General features: G+C 70.2%; 17 protein-coding genes and 1 tRNA gene. 11 read left to right on the top strand and 7 right to left on the bottom strand.

Annotated elements, in window-relative coordinates; translation table 11 throughout:
* Positions 1-17: 17 nt before the first annotated feature.
* Entirely contained in the window at positions 18-2558 is a 2541-nt protein-coding gene (ligD, locus tag AC57B8_RS27935; RefSeq protein WP_496481377.1) for a DNA ligase D, read from the bottom strand.
* 246 nt (positions 2559-2804) lie between these two features.
* Here ligD and AC57B8_RS27930 point away from each other — a divergent pair, with 246 nt between their 5' ends.
* The 6 genes from AC57B8_RS27930 to AC57B8_RS27905 all read left to right on the top strand — a co-directional run bounded on the left by AC57B8_RS27930 (position 2805) and on the right by AC57B8_RS27905 (position 5908).
* A complete protein-coding gene (locus tag AC57B8_RS27930; RefSeq protein ID WP_307693935.1) occupies positions 2805-3080 on the top strand; it encodes a hypothetical protein in 276 nt (91 codons plus the stop codon).
* A 7-nt stretch (positions 3081-3087) separates the two neighbouring features.
* Positions 3088-4263: a DUF3182 family protein gene (locus AC57B8_RS27925; protein ID WP_095744960.1), complete on the top strand. Its 1176-nt coding sequence runs from the start codon at positions 3088-3090 to the stop codon at positions 4261-4263.
* Positions 4247-5023, top strand: a complete 777-nt coding sequence (locus tag AC57B8_RS27920; RefSeq protein WP_496481376.1) for an alpha/beta hydrolase family protein — start codon at positions 4247-4249, stop codon at positions 5021-5023. Before AC57B8_RS27925 ends, AC57B8_RS27920 begins: the two co-directional genes overlap by 17 nt.
* Positions 5024-5135: 112 nt before the next feature.
* Positions 5136-5411, top strand: a complete 276-nt coding sequence (locus AC57B8_RS27915) for a hypothetical protein (RefSeq protein WP_496481375.1) — start codon at positions 5136-5138, stop codon at positions 5409-5411.
* Between the two features lie 152 nt (positions 5412-5563).
* Positions 5564-5788, top strand: coding sequence for a hypothetical protein (locus AC57B8_RS27910; RefSeq protein ID WP_062472399.1), 225 nt, complete (start codon positions 5564-5566; stop codon positions 5786-5788).
* A gap of 46 nt (positions 5789-5834) precedes the next feature.
* Positions 5835-5908, top strand: a tRNA-Gly gene (locus AC57B8_RS27905).
* A 29-nt stretch (positions 5909-5937) separates the two neighbouring features.
* Here the strand turns inward: AC57B8_RS27905 and AC57B8_RS27900 are convergent.
* The 3 genes from AC57B8_RS27900 to AC57B8_RS27890 all read right to left on the bottom strand — a co-directional run bounded on the left by AC57B8_RS27900 (position 5938) and on the right by AC57B8_RS27890 (position 7538).
* Positions 5938-6393, bottom strand: a complete 456-nt coding sequence (locus AC57B8_RS27900) for a DUF6841 family protein (protein WP_496481374.1) — start codon at positions 6391-6393, stop codon at positions 5938-5940.
* A 62-nt stretch (positions 6394-6455) separates the two neighbouring features.
* Positions 6456-7040: a BPSL1445 family SYLF domain-containing lipoprotein gene (locus AC57B8_RS27895; protein ID WP_095744962.1), complete on the bottom strand. Its 585-nt coding sequence runs from the start codon at positions 7038-7040 to the stop codon at positions 6456-6458.
* Between the two features lie 72 nt (positions 7041-7112).
* Positions 7113-7538, bottom strand: a complete 426-nt coding sequence (locus AC57B8_RS27890) for a CBS domain-containing protein (RefSeq protein ID WP_496481373.1) — start codon at positions 7536-7538, stop codon at positions 7113-7115.
* 639 nt (positions 7539-8177) lie between these two features.
* Here AC57B8_RS27890 and AC57B8_RS27885 point away from each other — a divergent pair.
* Genes AC57B8_RS27885 through AC57B8_RS27875 form a run of 3 tightly spaced genes read left to right on the top strand, consistent with a single transcriptional unit; the run spans position 8178 to position 14211 of the window.
* Positions 8178-9455 carry an HlyD family secretion protein gene (locus tag AC57B8_RS27885; RefSeq protein ID WP_496481372.1) on the top strand — a complete coding sequence of 426 codons (1278 nt, stop codon included), beginning with the start codon at positions 8178-8180 and terminating at the stop codon, positions 9453-9455.
* A gap of 32 nt (positions 9456-9487) precedes the next feature.
* Positions 9488-10813: a hypothetical protein gene (locus tag AC57B8_RS27880; RefSeq protein WP_496481371.1), complete on the top strand. Its 1326-nt coding sequence runs from the start codon at positions 9488-9490 to the stop codon at positions 10811-10813.
* Positions 10801-14211: an efflux transporter outer membrane subunit gene (locus AC57B8_RS27875; RefSeq protein WP_496481370.1), complete on the top strand. Its 3411-nt coding sequence runs from the start codon at positions 10801-10803 to the stop codon at positions 14209-14211. The genes AC57B8_RS27880 and AC57B8_RS27875 overlap by 13 nt, the downstream gene beginning before the upstream one ends.
* 33 nt (positions 14212-14244) lie before the next feature.
* Here the strand turns inward: AC57B8_RS27875 and AC57B8_RS27870 are convergent, their stop codons facing one another.
* The 3 genes from AC57B8_RS27870 to AC57B8_RS27860 form a co-directional block, all read right to left on the bottom strand.
* The gene (locus AC57B8_RS27870; protein ID WP_496481369.1) at positions 14245-15051 is read right to left on the bottom strand and encodes a transglutaminase-like domain-containing protein; all 807 of its coding nucleotides are present in this window, start codon (positions 15049-15051) and stop codon (positions 14245-14247) included.
* Positions 15052-15120: 69 nt separating this feature from the next.
* Positions 15121-15564 carry an SRPBCC family protein gene (locus AC57B8_RS27865; RefSeq protein WP_496481368.1) on the bottom strand — a complete coding sequence of 148 codons (444 nt, stop codon included), beginning with the start codon at positions 15562-15564 and terminating at the stop codon, positions 15121-15123.
* A 56-nt stretch (positions 15565-15620) separates the two neighbouring features.
* The gene (locus AC57B8_RS27860) at positions 15621-16520 is read right to left on the bottom strand and encodes a LysR family transcriptional regulator (RefSeq protein WP_496481367.1); all 900 of its coding nucleotides are present in this window, start codon (positions 16518-16520) and stop codon (positions 15621-15623) included.
* A 100-nt stretch (positions 16521-16620) separates the two neighbouring features.
* On the opposite strand from AC57B8_RS27860, the gene AC57B8_RS27855 reads away from it, so the two are divergent.
* Entirely contained in the window at positions 16621-17592 is a 972-nt protein-coding gene (locus tag AC57B8_RS27855) for a Bug family tripartite tricarboxylate transporter substrate binding protein (RefSeq protein WP_496481366.1), read from the top strand.
* A 4-nt stretch (positions 17593-17596) separates the two neighbouring features.
* The gene (locus AC57B8_RS27850; protein WP_496481365.1) at positions 17597-18826 is read left to right on the top strand and encodes a CaiB/BaiF CoA transferase family protein; all 1230 of its coding nucleotides are present in this window, start codon (positions 17597-17599) and stop codon (positions 18824-18826) included.
* The last annotated feature ends 58 nt before the right edge of the window (positions 18827-18884 follow it).

Genomic DNA, 18884 nt, shown 5'->3' with positions numbered 1-18884 from the left:
TGTTCGTGGGTTCGTGGCTATCGCTTGAAGCCGAGCCGCTTCATCGCCTCGCCCAGCGGCTGGCGCGTGGTCCAGTAGGCGGCCCAGGGGTCTTCGGACTGGAACGACAGGTGCTCGCGCGCGGTGGCGATGGTCCAGTGCGCGCCGCTCTTGAGACCGGCGAGGTCGTCCCAGCGCACCGGCATCGACACGCCCATGCCGGGCCGTGCCCGCGCGGAATAGGCCGCCACCGTGGTCGCGCCCACGCCGTTGCGCAGGTAGTCGGCAAAGAGCTTGCCGACGCGGTTCGACGGCCCGCTCTTGGCCACGAACTTCGACGGGATCACCTGGGCCATGTGCTGCACGATGGCGCGCGAGAAGGCCTTCACGGTGTCGTTGTCGTAATGCATGCGCAGCGGCACGACCACGTGCAGGCCCTTGCCGCCGCTGGTCTTGAGCCACGACGCCAGTCCCAGTTCGGTGAGCAACGTGCGCATCAGCAGCGCGGCTTCCTGCACATGCGGCCACGGCGTGCCTTCGCCCGGGTCGAGGTCGAAGATCATGCGGTTGGGCCTGTCGAAGTGCGTCGAGGTCGCGTTCGAGGTGTGGAACTCGATCACGTTGAACTGCGCCGCGTTCAGCAAGGCCTCGCGCGTGCCGACCTCGAGCATCGACGGGTGGCCGGGCCACAGGGCCGGGTCGAGCTGCTTCACGCCGGCGATGTGGACCTTCTCGGCATGCTTCTGGAAGAAGATCTCGCCGCCCACGCCCTGCGGCCCGCGCACCAGCGCGCAGGGGCGGCCCTTCAGGTGCGGCAGCATGTCGTCGGCCACCGATTCGTAGTAGCGCACGAGGTCGAGCTTGGTGCGGCCCGAAGCCGCATCGATCACGCGCTCGCCGTGGCTCACGGCGACGCCGCCGACGGTGGAGGCGGATTTCTTCGACGGTGTCTTCATGGCCTTCGTGCCCTTTTCATGGGAGACAGGTGCGATGTCGCGGGGCTCTTCATGCACGATCTCCGACGCCGGCTTGTCGTCGCGCATCGCCACGAAGGACGCGTGGCGGACCTGCCCGTCCGGCGTCCATGCGGCGAAGCGCACCTCGGCCACGAGCGTCGGCTTCACCCAGTGCCGCGTGCCGCCCGGCCGGCGGCGGCCGGGCTTGGCCTCGCCGCCGGTGAAAGGCGCGTGGTCGGTGTCCAGCGCGGCGAGCTGGCGGCGAATGTCGCGCGCCTCGCGGTCGTTCCAGCCGGTGCCGACGCCGCCGACCGACACGAGCTCGCCGTTCTTCGCGTGCACGCCCAGCGTCAGGCTGCCGATGCGCGTCGGGCTGTCGGTGCGCAGCGTGTAGCCGCACACCACGAACTCCTGGCGCCGGATGCACTTGAGCTTGAGCCAGGTGTCGCTGCGGCGCGAGACATACGGCGCGTCGGCGCGCTTGGCGATCACGCCTTCGAGGTTCATGCGGCAGGCCGATTGCAGGATCGAGTCGACATCGGCCTCGAAGTCGCTGCTGAAGCGCAGGCGGCGCGTGGCGCGCGCGTCCATCAGCTGTTTGAGCAGCCGGCGGCGTTCGGCGAGCGGCGTGTGGCGCAGGTCGAAGCCCTCGAAGAAGGGCACGTCGAACAGGAACATCACGATGGGGTCGGCGCGTTCGCGGTCGAGTGCGTTCTGCAGCGCGTTGAAGTCGGGCGTGCCGTTCTGGTCGGGCACGACGATCTCGCCGTCGAGCCAGGCGTTGCCGATGCCCAGGCGCTCCAGCTCGGCCACCAGCTTCGGCAGCTTCGCGCTCCAGTCGTGGCCGCCGCGCGTGAGCAGGCGTGCCTTGCCGTTGCCGATGCGCGCCATGAGGCGGTAGCCGTCGAACTTGATCTCGAAGATCCAGTCGCCGGGCGCGCCTTCGGGCACACCGGGGGCGAGTGTCGCGAGCTGCGGCGAAAGCCTGGCGGGCAGGCGTGCCTTCACCGCGCCCGTTGCGGGCAAGGCAGGCAAGGCTTGGGCCTTGGCCTTGGCCTTGGCGCTCTTGCGCGCCCCGGCCACGCTGTCGGGCAGCGCGGACACCACGTCGTACTCGGCATGCGAGCGCGCAAAGGCATCGCGCTTCTTGAACAGCAGCCAAGGCTCCTGCCGCTCGCCGCCCTTGGCGATCCTGACGAGTTCCCACAGCCCTTCGAGCTTCTGGCCGTGCAGCCGGAACGCGAGCTTGCCCGCGGCCAGGCCCTTGCGCGGATCGCCCACCGGCTCCCAGGTGCCGTGGTCCCACACGATGACGTCGCCCGCGCCGTAGTGGCCTTCGGGAATCGTGCCCTCGAAGCCGGCGTACGACAGCGGGTGGTCTTCCACATGCACGGCCATGCGCTTGTGCGCGGGGTCGAGGCTCGGCCCCTTGGGCACGGCCCACGACACCAACACGCCGTCGAGTTCGAGCCGGAAGTCGTAGTGCAGCCGCCGCGCCGCGTGCTTCTGGATCACGAACGCGGGCGCGTGCGGCCGGGCCCTGCCGCCTTCGGCGGGTTCGTCGGTGACGGCGAAGTCGCGCTTCGCCTGGTAGGTTGCGAGGGGCGTGTCGGAACGGGCCATGGCCTCTGGTGTGCCCGCATTCGGGCCGCGCCGCATCGGCCAAGTGCCCGGTCTTCGTGTGGGCCGAGGCCGCACGCGCGCGCGAGGACGGGGCAACGGTCAGGCGGGTGCCAGACGGGTCCCACGCGCAGGCGCTGTGCCCTCCGACCGGCGCGCCGCGCGATCCGCAGAACATGGAGGCACTGCAGCCGCCAACCCGGAGGAGGCAGCCATGTGAGCCCGTGTGCATCGCACCAAGGAGACCCCATGACTTCGAAGCAGACCCCCGACCCGAAGCCGGCGAGCCCGGACAAGAACCCGCCGGAGAAGTTTCCGTTTCCCACGTCCGAGAACCACGGCAAGCCACCCACCGAGCCCGCCAAGCCGACCGAGCAGCCGTCCAGCGAAGAAGCGCTCGACAGCGGCGTGGAAGAGTCCTTTCCGGCGAGCGACCCGGTGTCGGTCACCGTCACGAAGGTCAAGCTGCCATCGGGCGATGCGGACAAGGACAAGAAGGACGAGAACAAGAAGGCCGACGCCTGAGGCCCCGATGGACCTGCGCCTGAACACCGTCATGGCCCCGGAACCCGCCACCGGCCCGGCCACGCGCCGCGTCGTCACCTGGGACGTGCGTCCGCAGGGCTACTGCAGCGAACACGAGCACGCCACGCGCGCCAACGTTGCGCAGCGCCTGGCGGCGCTCCAGGGCTGGGCGTTCGCGGGCGCCTACGATGCCAGCCAGCCGGGGCCGGACCCGCTCTACTTCGTGCCGAGCGACACGCTCACCGACCCGCACCAGGCGCGCGCCATGGGCATCGCCGGCGTGGACGACCTCTTCGGCGGCGTGGTGCCGCATGCCTTCGTCGCCACCAAGGCGATCAGCCATCCGCTCGTCGGCCCCGACGCCGTGCGGCCCCTGGGCTGGTCGGCCCGGATCGCGGTGGAGATCGGCGATGCCGCCTTGCCCGGCTTCACCTGCTTCAGCCTGGACGAGGCGCGCGTTGCGGGGAGGGCGCTGCTCGACATCGGCCGCGTGCGCCTGAAGCCCGTGACGGCGACCGGCGGGCGCGGCCAGCAGGTGGTCGACGGCATCGATGCGCTCGAGCACTGTCTCGATGCGATGGACGACCGCGCGATCGCCACTGAAGGCCTCGTGCTCGAAACCAACCTGGAACAACCCCAGACCTACAGCGTCGGGCAGCTGATCGTGGCGCAGCGTCTCGTCAGCTACTGCGGCGAGCAGCGCCTCACGCGCGACAACGCCGGGCAGGAGGTCTACGGCGGCTCCGACCTGCTGCTGGTGCGCGGCGACTTCGACGCGCTGCTGGCCCGCGTCGATCCGCCGCCGCCGCTGCGCCGCGCGATCGAGCAGGCGCGGCGCTACCACCGCGCGGTGATCGACTGCTACCCCGACTTCTTCGCCTCGCGCGTGAACTACGACGTGGCGCAAGGGCTCGACGGCCAGGGCGACTGGCGCTCGGGCGTGCTGGAGCAGTCGTGGCGCGTCGGCGGCGCCACCGGCGCAGAGATCGCGGCGCTCGAAGCCTTCCACCAGGACCCGGCGTGCCAGCGCGTGCACGCGTCCTGCTTCGAGGTGTACGGCGAGGCCGCCCGCGTGCCCGCCGGCGCCATCGTGGCCTACCAGGGCAACGACCCCGAGGCCGGGCCGCTGTGCAAATACACGGTGATCGAAAACACCACCACCCCGCATGCCGACACGCCATAGTTCCATCGACATTCCCGTGGACGGCCATCACATCGAGGGCACGCTGTTCGCCGCGTCCAGCATGGTGCCGGGCGTGTTGCTGGTGCACGGCTGGGACGGCAGCCAGGAGCAGTACCTCAAGCGCGCGCAGGAGATCGCCGCGCTCGGCTGCGTCTGCCTGACCTTCGACCTGCGCGGCCATGCGCGCCATGAAGGGCTGCGCCAGCAGGTGACGCGCGAAGACAACCTGCGCGACGTGCTCGCCGCCTACGACGCGCTGGTGGGCCACCCGACCGTCGACCCCGCGGCCGTCGCCATCGTCGGCAGCAGCTACGGCGGCTACCTGGCCGCGCTGGTCAGCGCGATGCGGCCCGTGCGCTGGCTCGCGCTGCGCGCGCCCGCGCTGTACCGCGACGGCGAGTGGGACACGCCCAAGGGCCTGCTGAGCCGCTCCGACCTCGTGGCCTACCGCCGCACGCTGGTCGGGCCCGACGACAACCGCGCGCTCGCGGCCTGCGCAGCCTTCACCGGCGACGTGCTCATCGTCGAATCGGAAGACGACCAGACCGTGCCGCACCCCGTCATCGAGAACTACCTCGCCGCCTTCAAGCGCGTGCGCTCGGCGACCTACCGCACCTTGTCCGGCGCCGACCACGCGTTGTCGCGCCTGGAATCGCGCCAGGCCTATGGCGCGCTGCTCGTGTCGTGGATCACCGAGATGACGCTGGGCGCCAGGGCGACGTCGACGCTCACCAGGCCGGTGATGAGCGGCTCGGCCTGAGGCACGCGCCGAGGCTGTAGGCCGCTTCCTTCCCGAACATGCGTGCCAGTCCATCACCACGCGTCGCGTCGCGCGCGCCGAATCCTGACCCCATGGTGACGGAGACAAAGAGATGGACTTCGAAGGCATCTACTGCTTCGATACGGCCACGGTGCGTTTCGCCGTGTACCCCGACGGTCCCGACGGCGCGCGCGTGCTGGCGCAGATTTCGCAAGACGTGCTGCACGATGCGCTCGGCGCGCAGGAAATCGGCGAGCACACGCTGCATGCCTGCAAGCGGCATTTCGACGTGATCTCGGCGGCGGCGGTAGCGCGCTTCAGGGCCGATCCGCACGGGCCCATCGTGCTGGCCTGCGCCGATTTCGCACGGATGCGTGCACCGCGCTGAGACGCGGGTGGCGGGGCGCTGTCGGGCAAAAGTTCTCGCACGGCGCTCGCACCGTGCGACCTGTCGATTTGGTTACAAAAGCAACCCATCCGGGGTGCATTTTCGAGGGCGCAACGACCTAGACTGCGCCTCGTTTCCTCAGGAGCCTTCCCATGCCCATGGACTTTCTGGAGCGCATCGAAGACGCGTCGTTCCCGATGGCGGTCCGCGACGAAGCCGACATCCACTGCGCGACGATGCTGGTCGCCGCGCACCTCATCGAAGCCGTGCTGCCACCGGCCGCCAGCGGCACCGGCCCGCGCGTCGCCGTCGTCCTGCTCATCACGCCGCAAGGGCGCGCGGCGCTGCGGTTGCGAAGGGATGCACTGCAGACCTGAGCGTGCGCCGTGTGCGAGTGAACTGACGTTAGAATCCGCGCCTGCTGCGGGTGTAGTTCAATGGTAGAACGGCAGCTTCCCAAGCTTCATACGAGGGTTCGATTCCCTTCACCCGCTCCAGCCCCCATTCCTCGGCGCCCGGCAGCCTCTCAATCGATGCCGTGCTGCCGCAGCACCTCGGCCTCATCGCCGGTGATCCAGCCGAACACCTTCGCGCTGTCCCCCTCGAGCCGCACCAGATAGACATTGGTGAAGTCGATCACCTTCTGCGCGCCCTCGACCTTGTAGATCGCTCTCCACGCCACGCGGGCGAGCCCGTGCAATTCGTCGATGGCCGAGATGTCCAGGTTGCGCACGGTCATCCGTTGCACGCCGGTGTCGCGGTAATGCTTGAACCCCTTCGCGGACACGCTCCTGAGTTCTTCATCATTCTTGCCCGTGAAGACGCCGGCGGGCGAAGCGGCAATGAAGCACGCGGCGTACAGCGCCGCCACGGCCTCCAGGTCGGCTTCGCCTGTCAGTCCCGCATTGAATTCCCGCTCATAGCGGTCGAACAACGCGCGCGTCGCAGATTGGATCGGGTGGGCTTCGGCTCCGTTGAGCATGATGACGGGCGCTCCTTGTCGGCGGCGTTTCAGACCGGATGCCCGTCATCCGATGACGGGCATCAAGGTCGAATTTCGGTGACCTTCGCACCCTGCACCGACGCACCCGCCTCCAGGCCCACATTGGTCATCACGAAGGCGACCACGGGTTGCCGGAAGGTGCTGCTGTCGACGACGCCGTTGGCACCGTAGCGTGCCAGCGCCACCGTCGCGTCGACGCCCACCGTCCAGCCCCGGCTCTGGCGGAATTTGTCCAGCGCCTCCCTGGAGGTGAACACGTAGAACACGGCCTTCGACTGCGCACCGGCCTGGAAGCCGATGGAGCCGGCGGTCGTGCTGTAGTAGCTCTGCGTGCGGCCGCCGCTGCGCAGGGCACCGCGACCATAGTCGGCGCCGATGCCGAAGCTTCCGCCCACCACGGACGGGAACACCAGCACGCCCTGCGCGCCAGCGACGAGCGCGCGCGAACCGGCGACGGTGTCATAGAGCCGGGCCAGCGACGCGTCGACCTGGGCGTCGATGGCCGATGCCGACGAGGCCGGGATGTCGTTCGCCGCGCCGGAGGGGCGGGTGACCGTGCAGCCGGTCACGGCGAGGCTCGCCGCGATGGCGGCGGCTGCGAGCAGGTGGAAAGGTGCGACGTGCATGGCAAGTCCTCCAGGAAGAAAGGGAAGGGAGACAGTGAATCGGGGTGAAGGACCTCGCCTGGTCAGACCTTCTCAGGCCTCGACGGGTTGCGAGATGCTGCACAGCGCCTCGGCGGCCGGCTTGACCTTGGGCTCCTTCACCGCGACATCGGCCAGCGCCAGGATGCCCACCAGCCGCTTGTCGCGGTTGACGATGGGCAGGCGCCGGATCTGGTGCTCGGCCATGAGCTGCGCCGCATGATCGACGGCGTCGTCCTCGTAGGCCCAGCGGATGCCGTCCGACATGACGTCGCGCACCTTGGCGTTGCCGTCGTGTCCCTCGGCGATGCCGCGCACGGCAATGTCGCGGTCCGAGATCGCGCCGATCATGCGGTCGTTCTCGCCCACCGGCATCATCCCGAAGTCGCCGTCGCGCATGCGCCTGGCGGCCTCCGCGAGGGTGGCGTCGGGACTGATGACCTCGACATCGCGGGTCATCACAGCGTTGACTTTTCGCATCTGGAATCCTTTGAAGAAGAAAAAGCAGGGTGGGCTACAGGTCTAGTCTTCTGCGCGTTGCGATGTGTAGGACAACCGCCGAAAAGCCGGTGGTGCAAAGGAAGAACGCGCGCATGCCGCAGCCTGGGCGTGTCCCCATGTCGCGAAGGGCATAGGGCTCGCCGGGGTTGATGACCGTCGCTGATGCATGCCCGCCACATCGCCCCCGCGGCGGCTGTGACCAATCGCGGCAATATCGTTACGGCCTGTTGAACCCGACGCCGAAGCCGCGTTCTCGACGCCGCGCGCGCAGGGGGCCGCTTCATCGGACCTCGCCCTGCGCCATGCCCGCGGGCCTTCGAGACAAACGCGATCACGCGCTGTTCCGCGCGTGCCCACACGCCCAGCCTGTGTCAACCCCCACCGCCGCAACACCTATGTAGGACTTCGCCCGGTCCGCGGCTGAAAAGTAGATGTGAAGTTCGCACATCTTGTTTCTCCCGGAAGCAGGGTCGGCCGCGCTTTGGGCGTACCTTTATTGCACCGCAGCACGACAAATCGAGGCGCGGACCGAGGGGTCGGGAGGTTGATTCGAGTCTCTTTCTTCACCAGACGGCATGCCGTTCGCCGGCATGCCGTCGATGTTTCCAAGAGGTGGTTATGCGAGTGTCCAGACCCATTCCTTTTCCGTCGGAACCGGGCCGACCGCGCGCCCCGGGTGCCGGAAGTGCCCGGCGCCAGCGGGGCGCCTTCGTTCCCAAGCTGGCGGCCTATGCGCTGCTGGCCTTCGTGCTGTGGCTGATGGTCGCCACGCTGGTCGAGCCACTCCTGTCCTCGCAGGCCACGCGCGCCGTGTTGCAGGCCCCGGTCGGCATCGTCACCTCGCCGATCAACGGCGTGGTGACGCAGATGGCGGTGCGCACGCGCGATGCGGTGGCGCCCGGCACGCTGGTGGCCACGGTGCGCAACCCGACCGTCAGCCAGGAGATCCTCACCACGCTGACCACGCAGCGCCTGGCCCTGCAGAGCCAGCTGTCGCAGCTGGGCAACCAGTACAAGTCCGACAGCCAGGAGATGCGCTCCATCGGCCAGCAGGCGCAGGTGACCCGCCAGGCCTCGCTGGCGCAGACCTGGGACGCCTGGGAGATCGCACAGCGCCAGCGCGACGTGGCGCACAGCGTGGTGGCCGAGCAGGAGAACAAGGTGCGCACCAACGAAGCGCTGCTCAAAGAGGGCGCCATCAGCGAACAGGTGATGAACGCGTCCGAGGCCCAGCTGAGCACCGCGCGTGCCAATGCAGCGGTGGCCGAGCAGGCCTTCGCGGGACAGGCGCAGACGGTGGCGAGCGCGGGGCAGGGCGCCTTCGTGGGCACCAGCGGCAACAGCCTGTTCCAGACGCTCGCGAGCCGGCGTGAGGCGCTGCGCAACAGCAGCGACCGCGCGCGCCAGGACGGCACCGCGATCGTCAAGCAGCTCGCGCAGATCACGCAGCTCGAGGACGAAGAGCGCCGCCGCGTCGACAAGCTCGCCGCCTACGAGGTCAAGGCGAGCCAGCCCGGCATGGTGCACACGGTGCTGGCGCCCGAGGGCGCGTATGTCACGGCGGGCTCCTCGCTGGTGCGCGTGACCGACTGCAGCCGGATCGGCGTCGTCGCCGTGTTTCCCGCGCGGCTGGCCAAGCGGCTGAGCGTCGGCTCGAAGCTCGACGTGAAGGTGGCGCAGAACGTCGACGTGCCAGCGCGCGTCGAGCAGCTGCTGCCCGTGGCCTCCGACGCACTGCAGAGCACGTACAGCGTGCCCTTCCCCTTTGCCGAGCAGGGCTCGATCTATGCGGTGGCGCGCATCGAGGCACCCGAGCCGCCGCCCTCGGAAGACGGCAGCCGCCAGACCCTGTGCGTGCCGGGCAAGGTGGTCTCGGCCAGCCTCGCCAAGGCGTGAAAAAGCATGTCGCGCAGCCCACCGAGAACGCCATGTCGATCCCTTTCTCTTTCCGTGCCGTGGCACGGTGCGCCGCCGCATCGATGGCGCTTGCCGGCATCGCTGCTGCTGCGCCTCCCTCTTCACCCGGTGCCACGCAGAAGGCCCTCGCCCGCGAGAGCTGCGACGGCCTGCGCCGCGCCGTCGCGCACGACCAGGGCGGCGCCACGTCGGGGCCGTTGTTCCTGAGCAGCTACCGCCCGGCGAACGCACAGGGCGAGCCGCCGTTCGAGCCCGCGCTGGCGGGCGCCGGCTTCACCTACGACAACGCGCTGGCCGGCATCGCACTGCTGGCGTGCGGCGAGCGCGCCGCGGCGCGGCGCATCGGTGACGCCGTGGTGCGGGCCGTGGCGCACGACCAGACGATGCCCGACGGGCGCGTGCGCAATGCCTACCGCGCCGGGCCGGTCACCGAGGAAAAGCCCGCGCTGCCCGGCCGCTGGGACGCCGGGCGCAAGCAGTGGATCGCCGATGCCTACCAGGTCAGCACCGCCACCGGCAACGTGGCCTGGGCCGCGCTGCTGCTGCTGAACCTGCACCAGGCCGAACCGACGCCCGCCTACCTGGCGACCGCGCGCCGGCTGCTGGCCTGGACCGAGCAGAACACGCGCGCCAGGAACGGCCCCGACGGCTACAACGGCGGGCGCCACGGCTGGGACAACGCGCAGCGCGCGCAGACCTGGAAGTCGACCGAGCACAACCTGGACATCGCCGTGGCGGCGGCGTGGGCCGCGCGGGCCGTGCGCGCCGACGGCCAGCCGGACGGCCCCGAGCCGCGCCAGGCGCGCACCGCGCTCGATTTCGTGGGCCGCATGTGGAACCCGTCGGAGCAGCGCTTTCACATCGGCACCAAGGAAGATGGCGCCACGATCTCCACCGAAGGCTCGGGCCTCGATGCGCAGCTGTGGCCTTTGCTCGCGGCGCCCGAAGGCTCCTGCGCCTGGGTGCGCAGCCTCGACTGGGTCGAGAAGCACCACCGCGTCGGCGCGGGCTACGGCTTCTCGCGCGAGCCCGACGGCATCTGGACCGAAGGCAGCGCGCAGGCGGCCGCCACGCTGGTGGCCCGCAAGGGCGCGGCGCCCGAGGCGCTGTGGCAACTGCTTGCATCGCAGCGCGCCGGCAACGGCCTGTACTACGCCACGCCGAGCGCGCGCATTGCCACCGGCCTGGCCATCGGCCCCGATTCGACCGGTGCCGATTTCTTCTACTACCGCTGGCCGCACCTGGGCGCGACCGCCTGGATCGCCCTGGCCGCCACGGGTTTCAACCCCTTCACCGGCAAGACCGCCGCATCGGAAGTCCCCTCATGTCCAGCCTGATCGCCACACCGGAATTCCAGCTCAACGCCCTGGTCGGGGGGCTCGCCTTGCTCCTCATGACCTGGGCCAGGGTCGAGCGCGTCACCCACCGCGTGCTGTTCGGCGCGCTCACGGCGTTGCTGCTGCTGCGCTACGCCGTCTGGCGCGTGGTCGCCACGATGCCGCCCTCGGACCTGGGCTTCGAAACGTTGTTCGCCTGGATGTTCCTGGGCTTCGAGCTCACGGCCATCGTCTACACGCTGATGTCGATCCACATGCTCATGCGGCGCCGCGACAACCGCGCGCAGGCCGACCGGGGCGAGGCCGCGTTGCGCGAACGCCATGCGCGCGGCGAGGACCTGCCGGCCGTCGATGTCTTCATCTGCACCTACAACGAAGAGCTGGCCGTGCTCGAGAAGACCATCATCGCCGCGCAGGCCATCGACTACCCGCGGCTGAACGTCTGGGTGCTCGACGACACGCGGCGCGACTGGCTGCGCGCGTACTGCGAGCGCCGCGGCGTGCACTACGCGCGGCGGCCCGACAACCGCCACGCCAAGGCCGGCAACCTCAACAACGGCCTGCGCCTGTCCGCGGGCGTGACCGACGCGCCGTTCATCCTCGTGCTCGACGCCGACTTCGCGCCGCAGCGCCAGATCGTCTACCGCATGCTCGGCCTGTTCGAGGACCGCCGCGTGGGGCTGGTGCAGACGCCGCAGTTCTATTACAACGCCGACCCCATCCAGCACAACCTGCGCGCCACCGACAGCTGGGTCGACGAGCAGCGCGTGTTCTTCGATGTGCTGCAGCCTGCCAAGGACGCGGTCGATTCGGCGTTCTGCGTGGGCACCTCGTTCATCGTGCGGCGCGACGCGATCACCGAAGCCGGCGGGTTCCCGGTCGGCAGCGTGTGCGAAGACATCCACACCACCTACCTGCTGCTGCGTCACGGCCGCATCACGCGCTGGCTGGGCGAGCGGCTGTCCAACGGGCTGTCGGCCGAGAGCATCATCGACTACATCAACCAGCGCAGCCGCTGGTGCCTGGGCACCGTGCAGCTCGCGCTGCTGCCCGACGGGCCCCTGCGCGGCCCGGGCTACAGCCTGTCGGCGCGGATGCACTTCCTGCACGGGCTGCTGCACTGGCTGGGCAAGCCCTTCATGGTGCTGGTGCTGCTGGCGCCGGCGCTGTACTGGTATGCCGGCGTCTCGGCCTTCCATGCCACGCCGCAGGCCTTTGCGGCCTACGGCCTGCCGTCGCTCGTGATGTTCTGGGCCTACAGCTACTGGGTCAGCCAGCGGCGCTGCCTGCCCGTGTTCAGCGAGGTGAGCCAGCTGGTGGCGGCGATGGCCGTGAGCGGCACGCTGGCGCGCGCGATGCTGAAGCCCTTCGGCCATCCGTTCAAGGTGACGGCCAAGGGGCTGGACCGCTCGCGCACGGTGGTGCACTGGAAGCTGGTGGCCGTCTTCGGCGGCCTGCTGGTGGCGCTGCAGGGCGCGGCCGCGATGGCGGCCCTGGGCGGCGAGGCGCTGACGCCGGGCGACCAGCTCAACCTCGTGTGGACCGGCATCGCGCTGGTGCTGTGCCTGAGTGCGCTCATGGCCTGCGTCGACCTGCCGCGCCCGCAGCAGGAAGAGCGCTTTCCCTGGCGCGCGCGGGCGCGGGTGCGCACGGCGGCGGGCGAGGGCGAGTCGCGCTTCGTCAACATCGCGGCCGACGGCGCGCTGCTCGAAGGCCGGGGGCCGCTCAAGCGCCTGCGGGTCGGGCAGCCGCTGGAGGTGCATGTCGAGCCTGTGGGCTGGCTGCCGGCCCACCTCGCCGCGCGCGGCAGGGCGGGCGCCGAGCTGAAGTTCGCCGCCACCGAGGCGCAGCGCGAAGACCTGGTGCGCCACGTCTTCAACGTGCCGCCGAGCCACGTGGCCGTGCAGGTGCGGCCCTGGCAGGCGGCGTCGGCGCTGTTCGCGAGTGCGGGCATGCGCGCGCCGGGCGCGGGCTTCGCACGCCTGTCGCTGCGCCTGCTCTTCGCGGTGCTGGCCGTGTGCATCGTGCTGGTGACGACCGGGTGCAACCTCACGCCGCCGCTCAAGAACCCCGACCTGTCGGTGCCGTCGCAATGGCCCGCTGGCACGACGGCGCCGGGCGCGCAGCCCGTGGACTGGCGCAGCTTCGTGCAGGACGAGGAGCTGCGCGGCCTGATCACCACCGCGCTCGAACAGAACCGCGACCTGCGCGCCTATGCCGCGAAGGCCCGCGAGGCGCGCGCGAACTACGCGGGCAACCGCGCTTCGCTGTTCCCGGCGCTGGGCCTGTCGGCGCATGCCCAGCGCGCGCAGACCACGCCGCAGGGCTCGCTCAGCCCGGTCGGCAACCTGCCGTCGGACGGGCGCGTGTCCAACAGCTTCGACGTGCAGGCGGGCGTGATGTCGTACGAGCTCGATTTCTTCGGCCGGCAGCAGAGCACCGCGCAACAAAGCGGCGCGCTCGCCGAGGCCGGCGACAAGGACCACGCGGCCGCGCGCATGAACCTCGTGGGCGAGGTGTCGAACGCCTACCTCACGCTGCGTGCCGACCGTGCCCTGCTCGCGCTGGCCGAGTCCAACGAGTCCGCGCTGAACGCCAATGCCGACACGATCGGTCGCGCCCGCGCCGTGGGCGGCGCCGCGCAGCTGGACGTGTACCGGGTGCAGTCGCTGCTGCAGACCGCGCGCGTGCGGCAGGAGGAATACCGCATGCGTGTCGCACAGGACCTGCAGTGGCTCAACGTGCTGGTCGGGCGCCCCGTGCCGCCCGAGACGGGCAGCGCGCGGCCCTGGCCCGAGCGTTCCACGGCGCAGGTCGCGGCCGGGTTGCCGTCCAGCCTGCTGCAGCGCCGGCCCGACCTGCTTGCGGCCTACGCGCGCGTCGAGGCCGCCAACGCCGGCGTGGGCGCGGCCAAGGCCGCGATGCTGCCGACCATCTCGCTCACGGCGCTGGCCGGCGGTGTGAGCAAGGAGCTGTCGACCCTGCTCAGCAGCGGCAACAGCAGCTGGGCCGGCGTGCTGGGCGTGTCGCTGCCGATCTTCGACTGGGGCCGCCGGTCGGCCAACGTGAGCGCCAGCGAAGAACGGCTGGCCGCCGCGATGGCCGGCTACGAGTCGGCGGCGCAGGTCGCCTTTCGCGAGGTGGCCCACGCGCTGATCGCCAGCGACCACCTGCAGCCCCAGCTGGAGGCACAGCAGGCGCGCGTGCAGGTGCTCGAGAAAGTGGCCGGCATTTCGCGCACGCGCTTTCGCAGCGGCATGGAAGACTACTTCTCGAGCCAGGATGCGCAGCGCGAGCTGTACACCGGGCAGCAGCAGCTGATCGAACTGCAGCTCAAGGCGGCGGTGAACACCGTGAACCTGTACAAGGCCCTGGGCGGTGGATGGGGCAGCGCGTAGTGCGGGGGCGTCGGCGAAGAGCGGCGATTCAGTTCACTGCACCTCGTCGCACCACACCCTGAACCCATCCAGTTCGTTGGGCCCGAAGGTGTTGGACAGCGCGACGTCGCTGGCGTCGCGCCCTTGCGCGATCAGCACGCGTCCGATGCGGGGCACGTTGTTGCGCGCGTCGAAGGTGTACCAGCGGTCGCCCAGGAAGGCCTCGAACCAGCCCGCGAAATCCATCGTGCCGTGCGGCGGCGGGGTGCCGACATCGCCGAGGTAGCCGCTGCAATAGCGGGCCGGAATGTTCAGGCAGCGGCACAGCGTGATGGCCAGGTGTGCGTAGTCGCGGCACACACCTTGCCCTTCCTTGAAGGCTTCGAATGCCGAGCGGGTGCGCCGCGCATGCGGGTAGCCGAACTCGATGTGCTGGTGCACGAAGCCGCACACCGCCTGCACGCGGCCCCAGCCGGTCGGGCCGTTGCCGAAGCGCTGCCAGGCGAAGTCGGACAGCAGGTCGGTTTCGCAGTACCGGCTGCCCAGCAGGTAGAGCAGGGTGGATTCGGGCAGGTACTCCACCGGCACCTGCGGCGCCGAGGGCACGACGATGTCGGGTGCGCCGCTGTCGTGGACCACGGTGTCCGTGCTCAGCACGAAGCGGCCCGCGGGGGCGACCAGGCGTGTGCACCAGTTCCCGAACAGGTCACGGTACGCGGTGGTGGGAACGGCCGGTTTCGTGAGCAGATGGTCCGGGCGCAGCAGGTCCGAGGCGCGCGAGTAGTGAATGCTGAGGGCCAGGATCATCGGCGTCGGCCGGGGAAACTGGTAGGCGATCTCGAAACCGAGCTGGATGTTCATCGGCCCATGATGCGCCTTCATTCGCGGGCGCGCGGGAATTCGCGGTGCGATGCCAGCGCGCGGCGGCTTTCAGGGGGCGTCGGCGGGCCCTGACGTGGCGTGGCGCTGCTCGGCGTAGGCTTTCAGCGACAGCATGGTCCGGGGCAGTCCGTGTCGCACCTGCTTGGCGACGCCCGGCCCGAACAGGAAGGCCAGGGCGCCGGTGAACCACACGCGGTGCACGACGTCCGAGCCGCTGTCCGTTGCAGACACCGTGTGCTTGAAGTGCATGCGGAACAGGGGGATGTAGCCCTGCGCGGTGAACGATTGGCCCTCGGAGCGCTCCGTGACGACCATCGGAACGCCCATGCCTTTTTGCGGAACGATCCGGCCCTTGGTGCCCACGGCGAAGGGGCCGTCGAGCCGGGCCTGCTTGGTGTCCGGGTCCCACAGGTGCCATCGGTCGACCTCGCTCCAGATGCGGTCGATGACCCGGGGCGGGACGGCGATGTGGATGCGTTCTTCGATGTGCATGGGAGGAGGGGTTGAAGGGATCGTGGAGCCTAACGCATGCCTTGCGGCTCCAGTCGTCAGCGCTCCTTGCGCAGGATGGCTTCCAGCGCCTCCATCGCCTGCGATGCCGAGGGGCTGAGGTAGCCGCCGGCGCGCCGCACGATGCCCACGCGACGGGTCGATCGCCATCCGCCGACGGGGCTGACGGGCACGAACTGCGCCGCGACCGGGGGCTCTTTCAGCACCGAGCGCGGCACCGGCATCAAGGCGCCCAGCGAGCGCACCAACGCCAGTTCGCGCTGGGATGAACGCGAGGTGCCCACCGGCGCGGGCGGGTCGAGCCGGTGCGCGCGGAAGTTCGCCTCGAACTCGGTGTGCGTCGACGTGCCGGGCGCCATGACGATCCACCGCGCCTGCGCGAGTTGGTCCCAGCCCACCTCGCGCCGGGTGCGCGCCAGCGGATGGCCGATCGGCGCCATGGGCAGCAGCGGGTCGTCCCGCAGGCCTTCCCATGCCAGCGCGGCCGCCGGCTTCTTGTGCAGGCCGGTCAGGGCGAACTCCAGCTCGCCCATGGCGACGGCCCGCGTGAGCGAGTCGGAGTTGCCACCCGACAGGTCCACGCGGATCCCGCGCTCGATGAGCGCGGCCACCACCGGCAGCACCCAGCGGTCGGGAATGCCGTCGCCGACACCGCAGCGCAGCACGCCGGCGCGCGCCTGCCGCAGGTCGCGCAGTTCCGCATGCAGGTCGGCGGCATCCAGGTCGATGCGCTGCGCCCGCTTCAGGAAGGCCTGGCCCAGCTCGGTGGGGCGCATGCCCCGGGCCAGCCGTTCGAACAGCTTGACCTTGGTGGCGCGCTCGAGCCGCGTCACGGCCTTGCTCAGGGTGCCCGGCGAAATGCCGAGGCAGGCCGAGGCATGGCTCAGCCCGCCTTCGCGCGCGATCACCACGGCCAGATGGAGGTCGTTCAAGTTCATGGTTTTCCAAAGTGGAAAAGGTCGCCACGGAATGTAGGTTGCTGCGCGCCGGGCGGCAACCTATCGTTCAGCCCCGACACCACCAGGAGACACACCCCTCATGCTTCGCAGTTCTTTCTTCCTGGGCGCCCTGTGCGCCTTGTGGGCCCTGGGGACTGCCTCGGCCTGCGCACAGGCGGCCTATCCTTCGCGCCCCATCACGCTGGTGGTTCCGTTCGCCGCGGGCAGCGGCACCGACATCGGCGCGCGCGTGCTGGCCAAGGACCTGACGGACATCCTGAAGACGCCCGTCATCGTCGACAACAAGCAGGGCGCCAACGGTGCGCTGGGAACGGCGGCGGCCGCGCGCGCGAAACCCGACGGGTACACATTGCTGATCGGCTCGGCCACGACCAACGCCGTCAATTTCTCGTTCTTCCCGGCCAGGCTCGGCTATGAACCCGGGTCGTTCGAGATGGTGGCGGGCCTGGGCACCAGTCCGATCTCGCTGTACGTCGCGGCCAACGCCAAGTGGCGCAACCTGGCCGACCTGATGGCCTACGGCAAAGCCCATCCGAACGAACTCAGGTGCGGCAGCGGCAACGCGGTGACGCAGGTGGCCTGCGAGATCTTTCGCAAGTCGGCGGGCATCGACGCCGTCACGGTTCCCTACAAGTCGAACCCGCAATCGCTGGCGGACCTGGCCGGCGGGCACATCGACTTCGCGTTTTCCGACGCGTCGGTGGCCAAGGTCTTCATCGACGGGAACAAGCTGAAGCCGCTGGCCGTGGCCGCCGCGCGGCGCTATCCGGCCACACCGGACGTCGGCACGTTCCGCGAACAAGGCATTGCCGATTTCGAGATCACCGGATGGACCGCCGTGTTCGTGCCCGCGGGCACGCCCGCGCCCATCGTCGAGACGCTGCATGCGGCCATCCGCAAATCGTCGGCGTCGCCGGAGTCGGTGCAACTGCGCGCCAGCAGCGGAACGCAGCCGCTGGCGTTCAATCTGGAGGAGGGCCGCCGCTTCGCCAGGGAAGAGATCGCCCGCTGGGCGCGCTATGTGAAGAACAGTGGCGTCAAGCCGGAGTGACGCGATGACATCGACCTCCACACCCCTGGCCGGCTTGCGCGTCATCGACTGGACCCACGTGCTGGCCGGCCCCTTCGCCGGCTACCAGCTCGGCCTGCTCGGCGCCGAGGTGATCCGCATCGAGCGCGCCGACGGCGACGACATGATTCGCGCCAAGGGCCTGGACGCCGAACTGACCGCCCTCGGACTGGGCGAGACCTTCGTGACGCAGGGCGCGGGCAAGCGCTCGCTGGCCATCGATGCGCGCGACCCGCGGGCCAAACAGGCGCTGAGCGAACTGATCGGCAGCGCGGATGTGCTGCTGGAGAACTTCCGACCCGGCAAGCTGGCGGCGCTCGACTTCGATCCGCAGCAACTGATCGCGCGCCATCCGCAGCTGGTCGTCTGCTCGATCACCGGCTTCGGCCCCGCATCGGACCGGCGCGCCTACGACCACGTGATCCAGGCCGCGAGCGGGCTCATGGCGGCCAACGCCGACCGCGACGGCAAGCCGCAGCGCGTGGGTTTCCCGCTCGTCGACTACGCCGTGGGCCAGCAGGCGGCGCTGGCGGTGATGAGCGCGCTCTACCGGCGCGACCGGCCGAGCGGCGAGGCGCGCGTGCGCGGCGAATGGCTCCAGGTGTCGATGATGGGTGCGGCGCTCACGCTGATGGCGCCCACCTACGCGGGGCCGCTGGTCAGCGGCATGGAGATGCCGCGCAGCGCATCGACCGCGTTTTCCGGCAGCCCCCTGTCGGGCACTTTCGAGGTGGCCGACGGCCAGCTGGCCATCGTCTGCAATGCGGCCGACCAGGCAAGGGGGTTGCTGAACGCGCTGCGCGAAACCGGCACGGACGCCTCGCTGCTGTCGTCACTGCACGAGGCCGCCGAGCAGCGTGATGTGCCGCGCGCGCAGGCGCTGCTGGGCCAGGCGCTGGGTGGAAGGACCACAGCCGAATGGGATGCGCTGCTGACCCGCCACGGCGTGCCCGCCACGCCGGTGGTGCGCCCCGCACAGGCGGCGGCACAGATGGCGCGCGACTGGCCGCACGTGGAACTGCCCTTGCCGAACGGCGCGCGGCGGGTGCCGGTGCCAGGCATCGGCTTCACGTCCAGCGAGCCGCTGACGCCTTCGCTGCGCGCGCCGGTGCGTCGCGGCGCGGACACACGCCGCCTCCTGGCCGAAGCCGGGCTGGAGGCGCCGACCATCGCGGCCATGCTCGCCGACGGCGCGGCGAGCGAGCCCTCGGACTGAGCGCCACGGTGGTCCCGCCGGGGCTGCGGCGCGTCCCGATTCGCCGCCGAAAGTGTGG

This window comes from Variovorax sp. BGA-UO-ETr-C22, assembly GCF_059567965.1.
The sequence above is the reverse complement of the archived record's forward strand: the minus strand, read 5'-3'. Positions and strand labels throughout refer to the sequence as shown.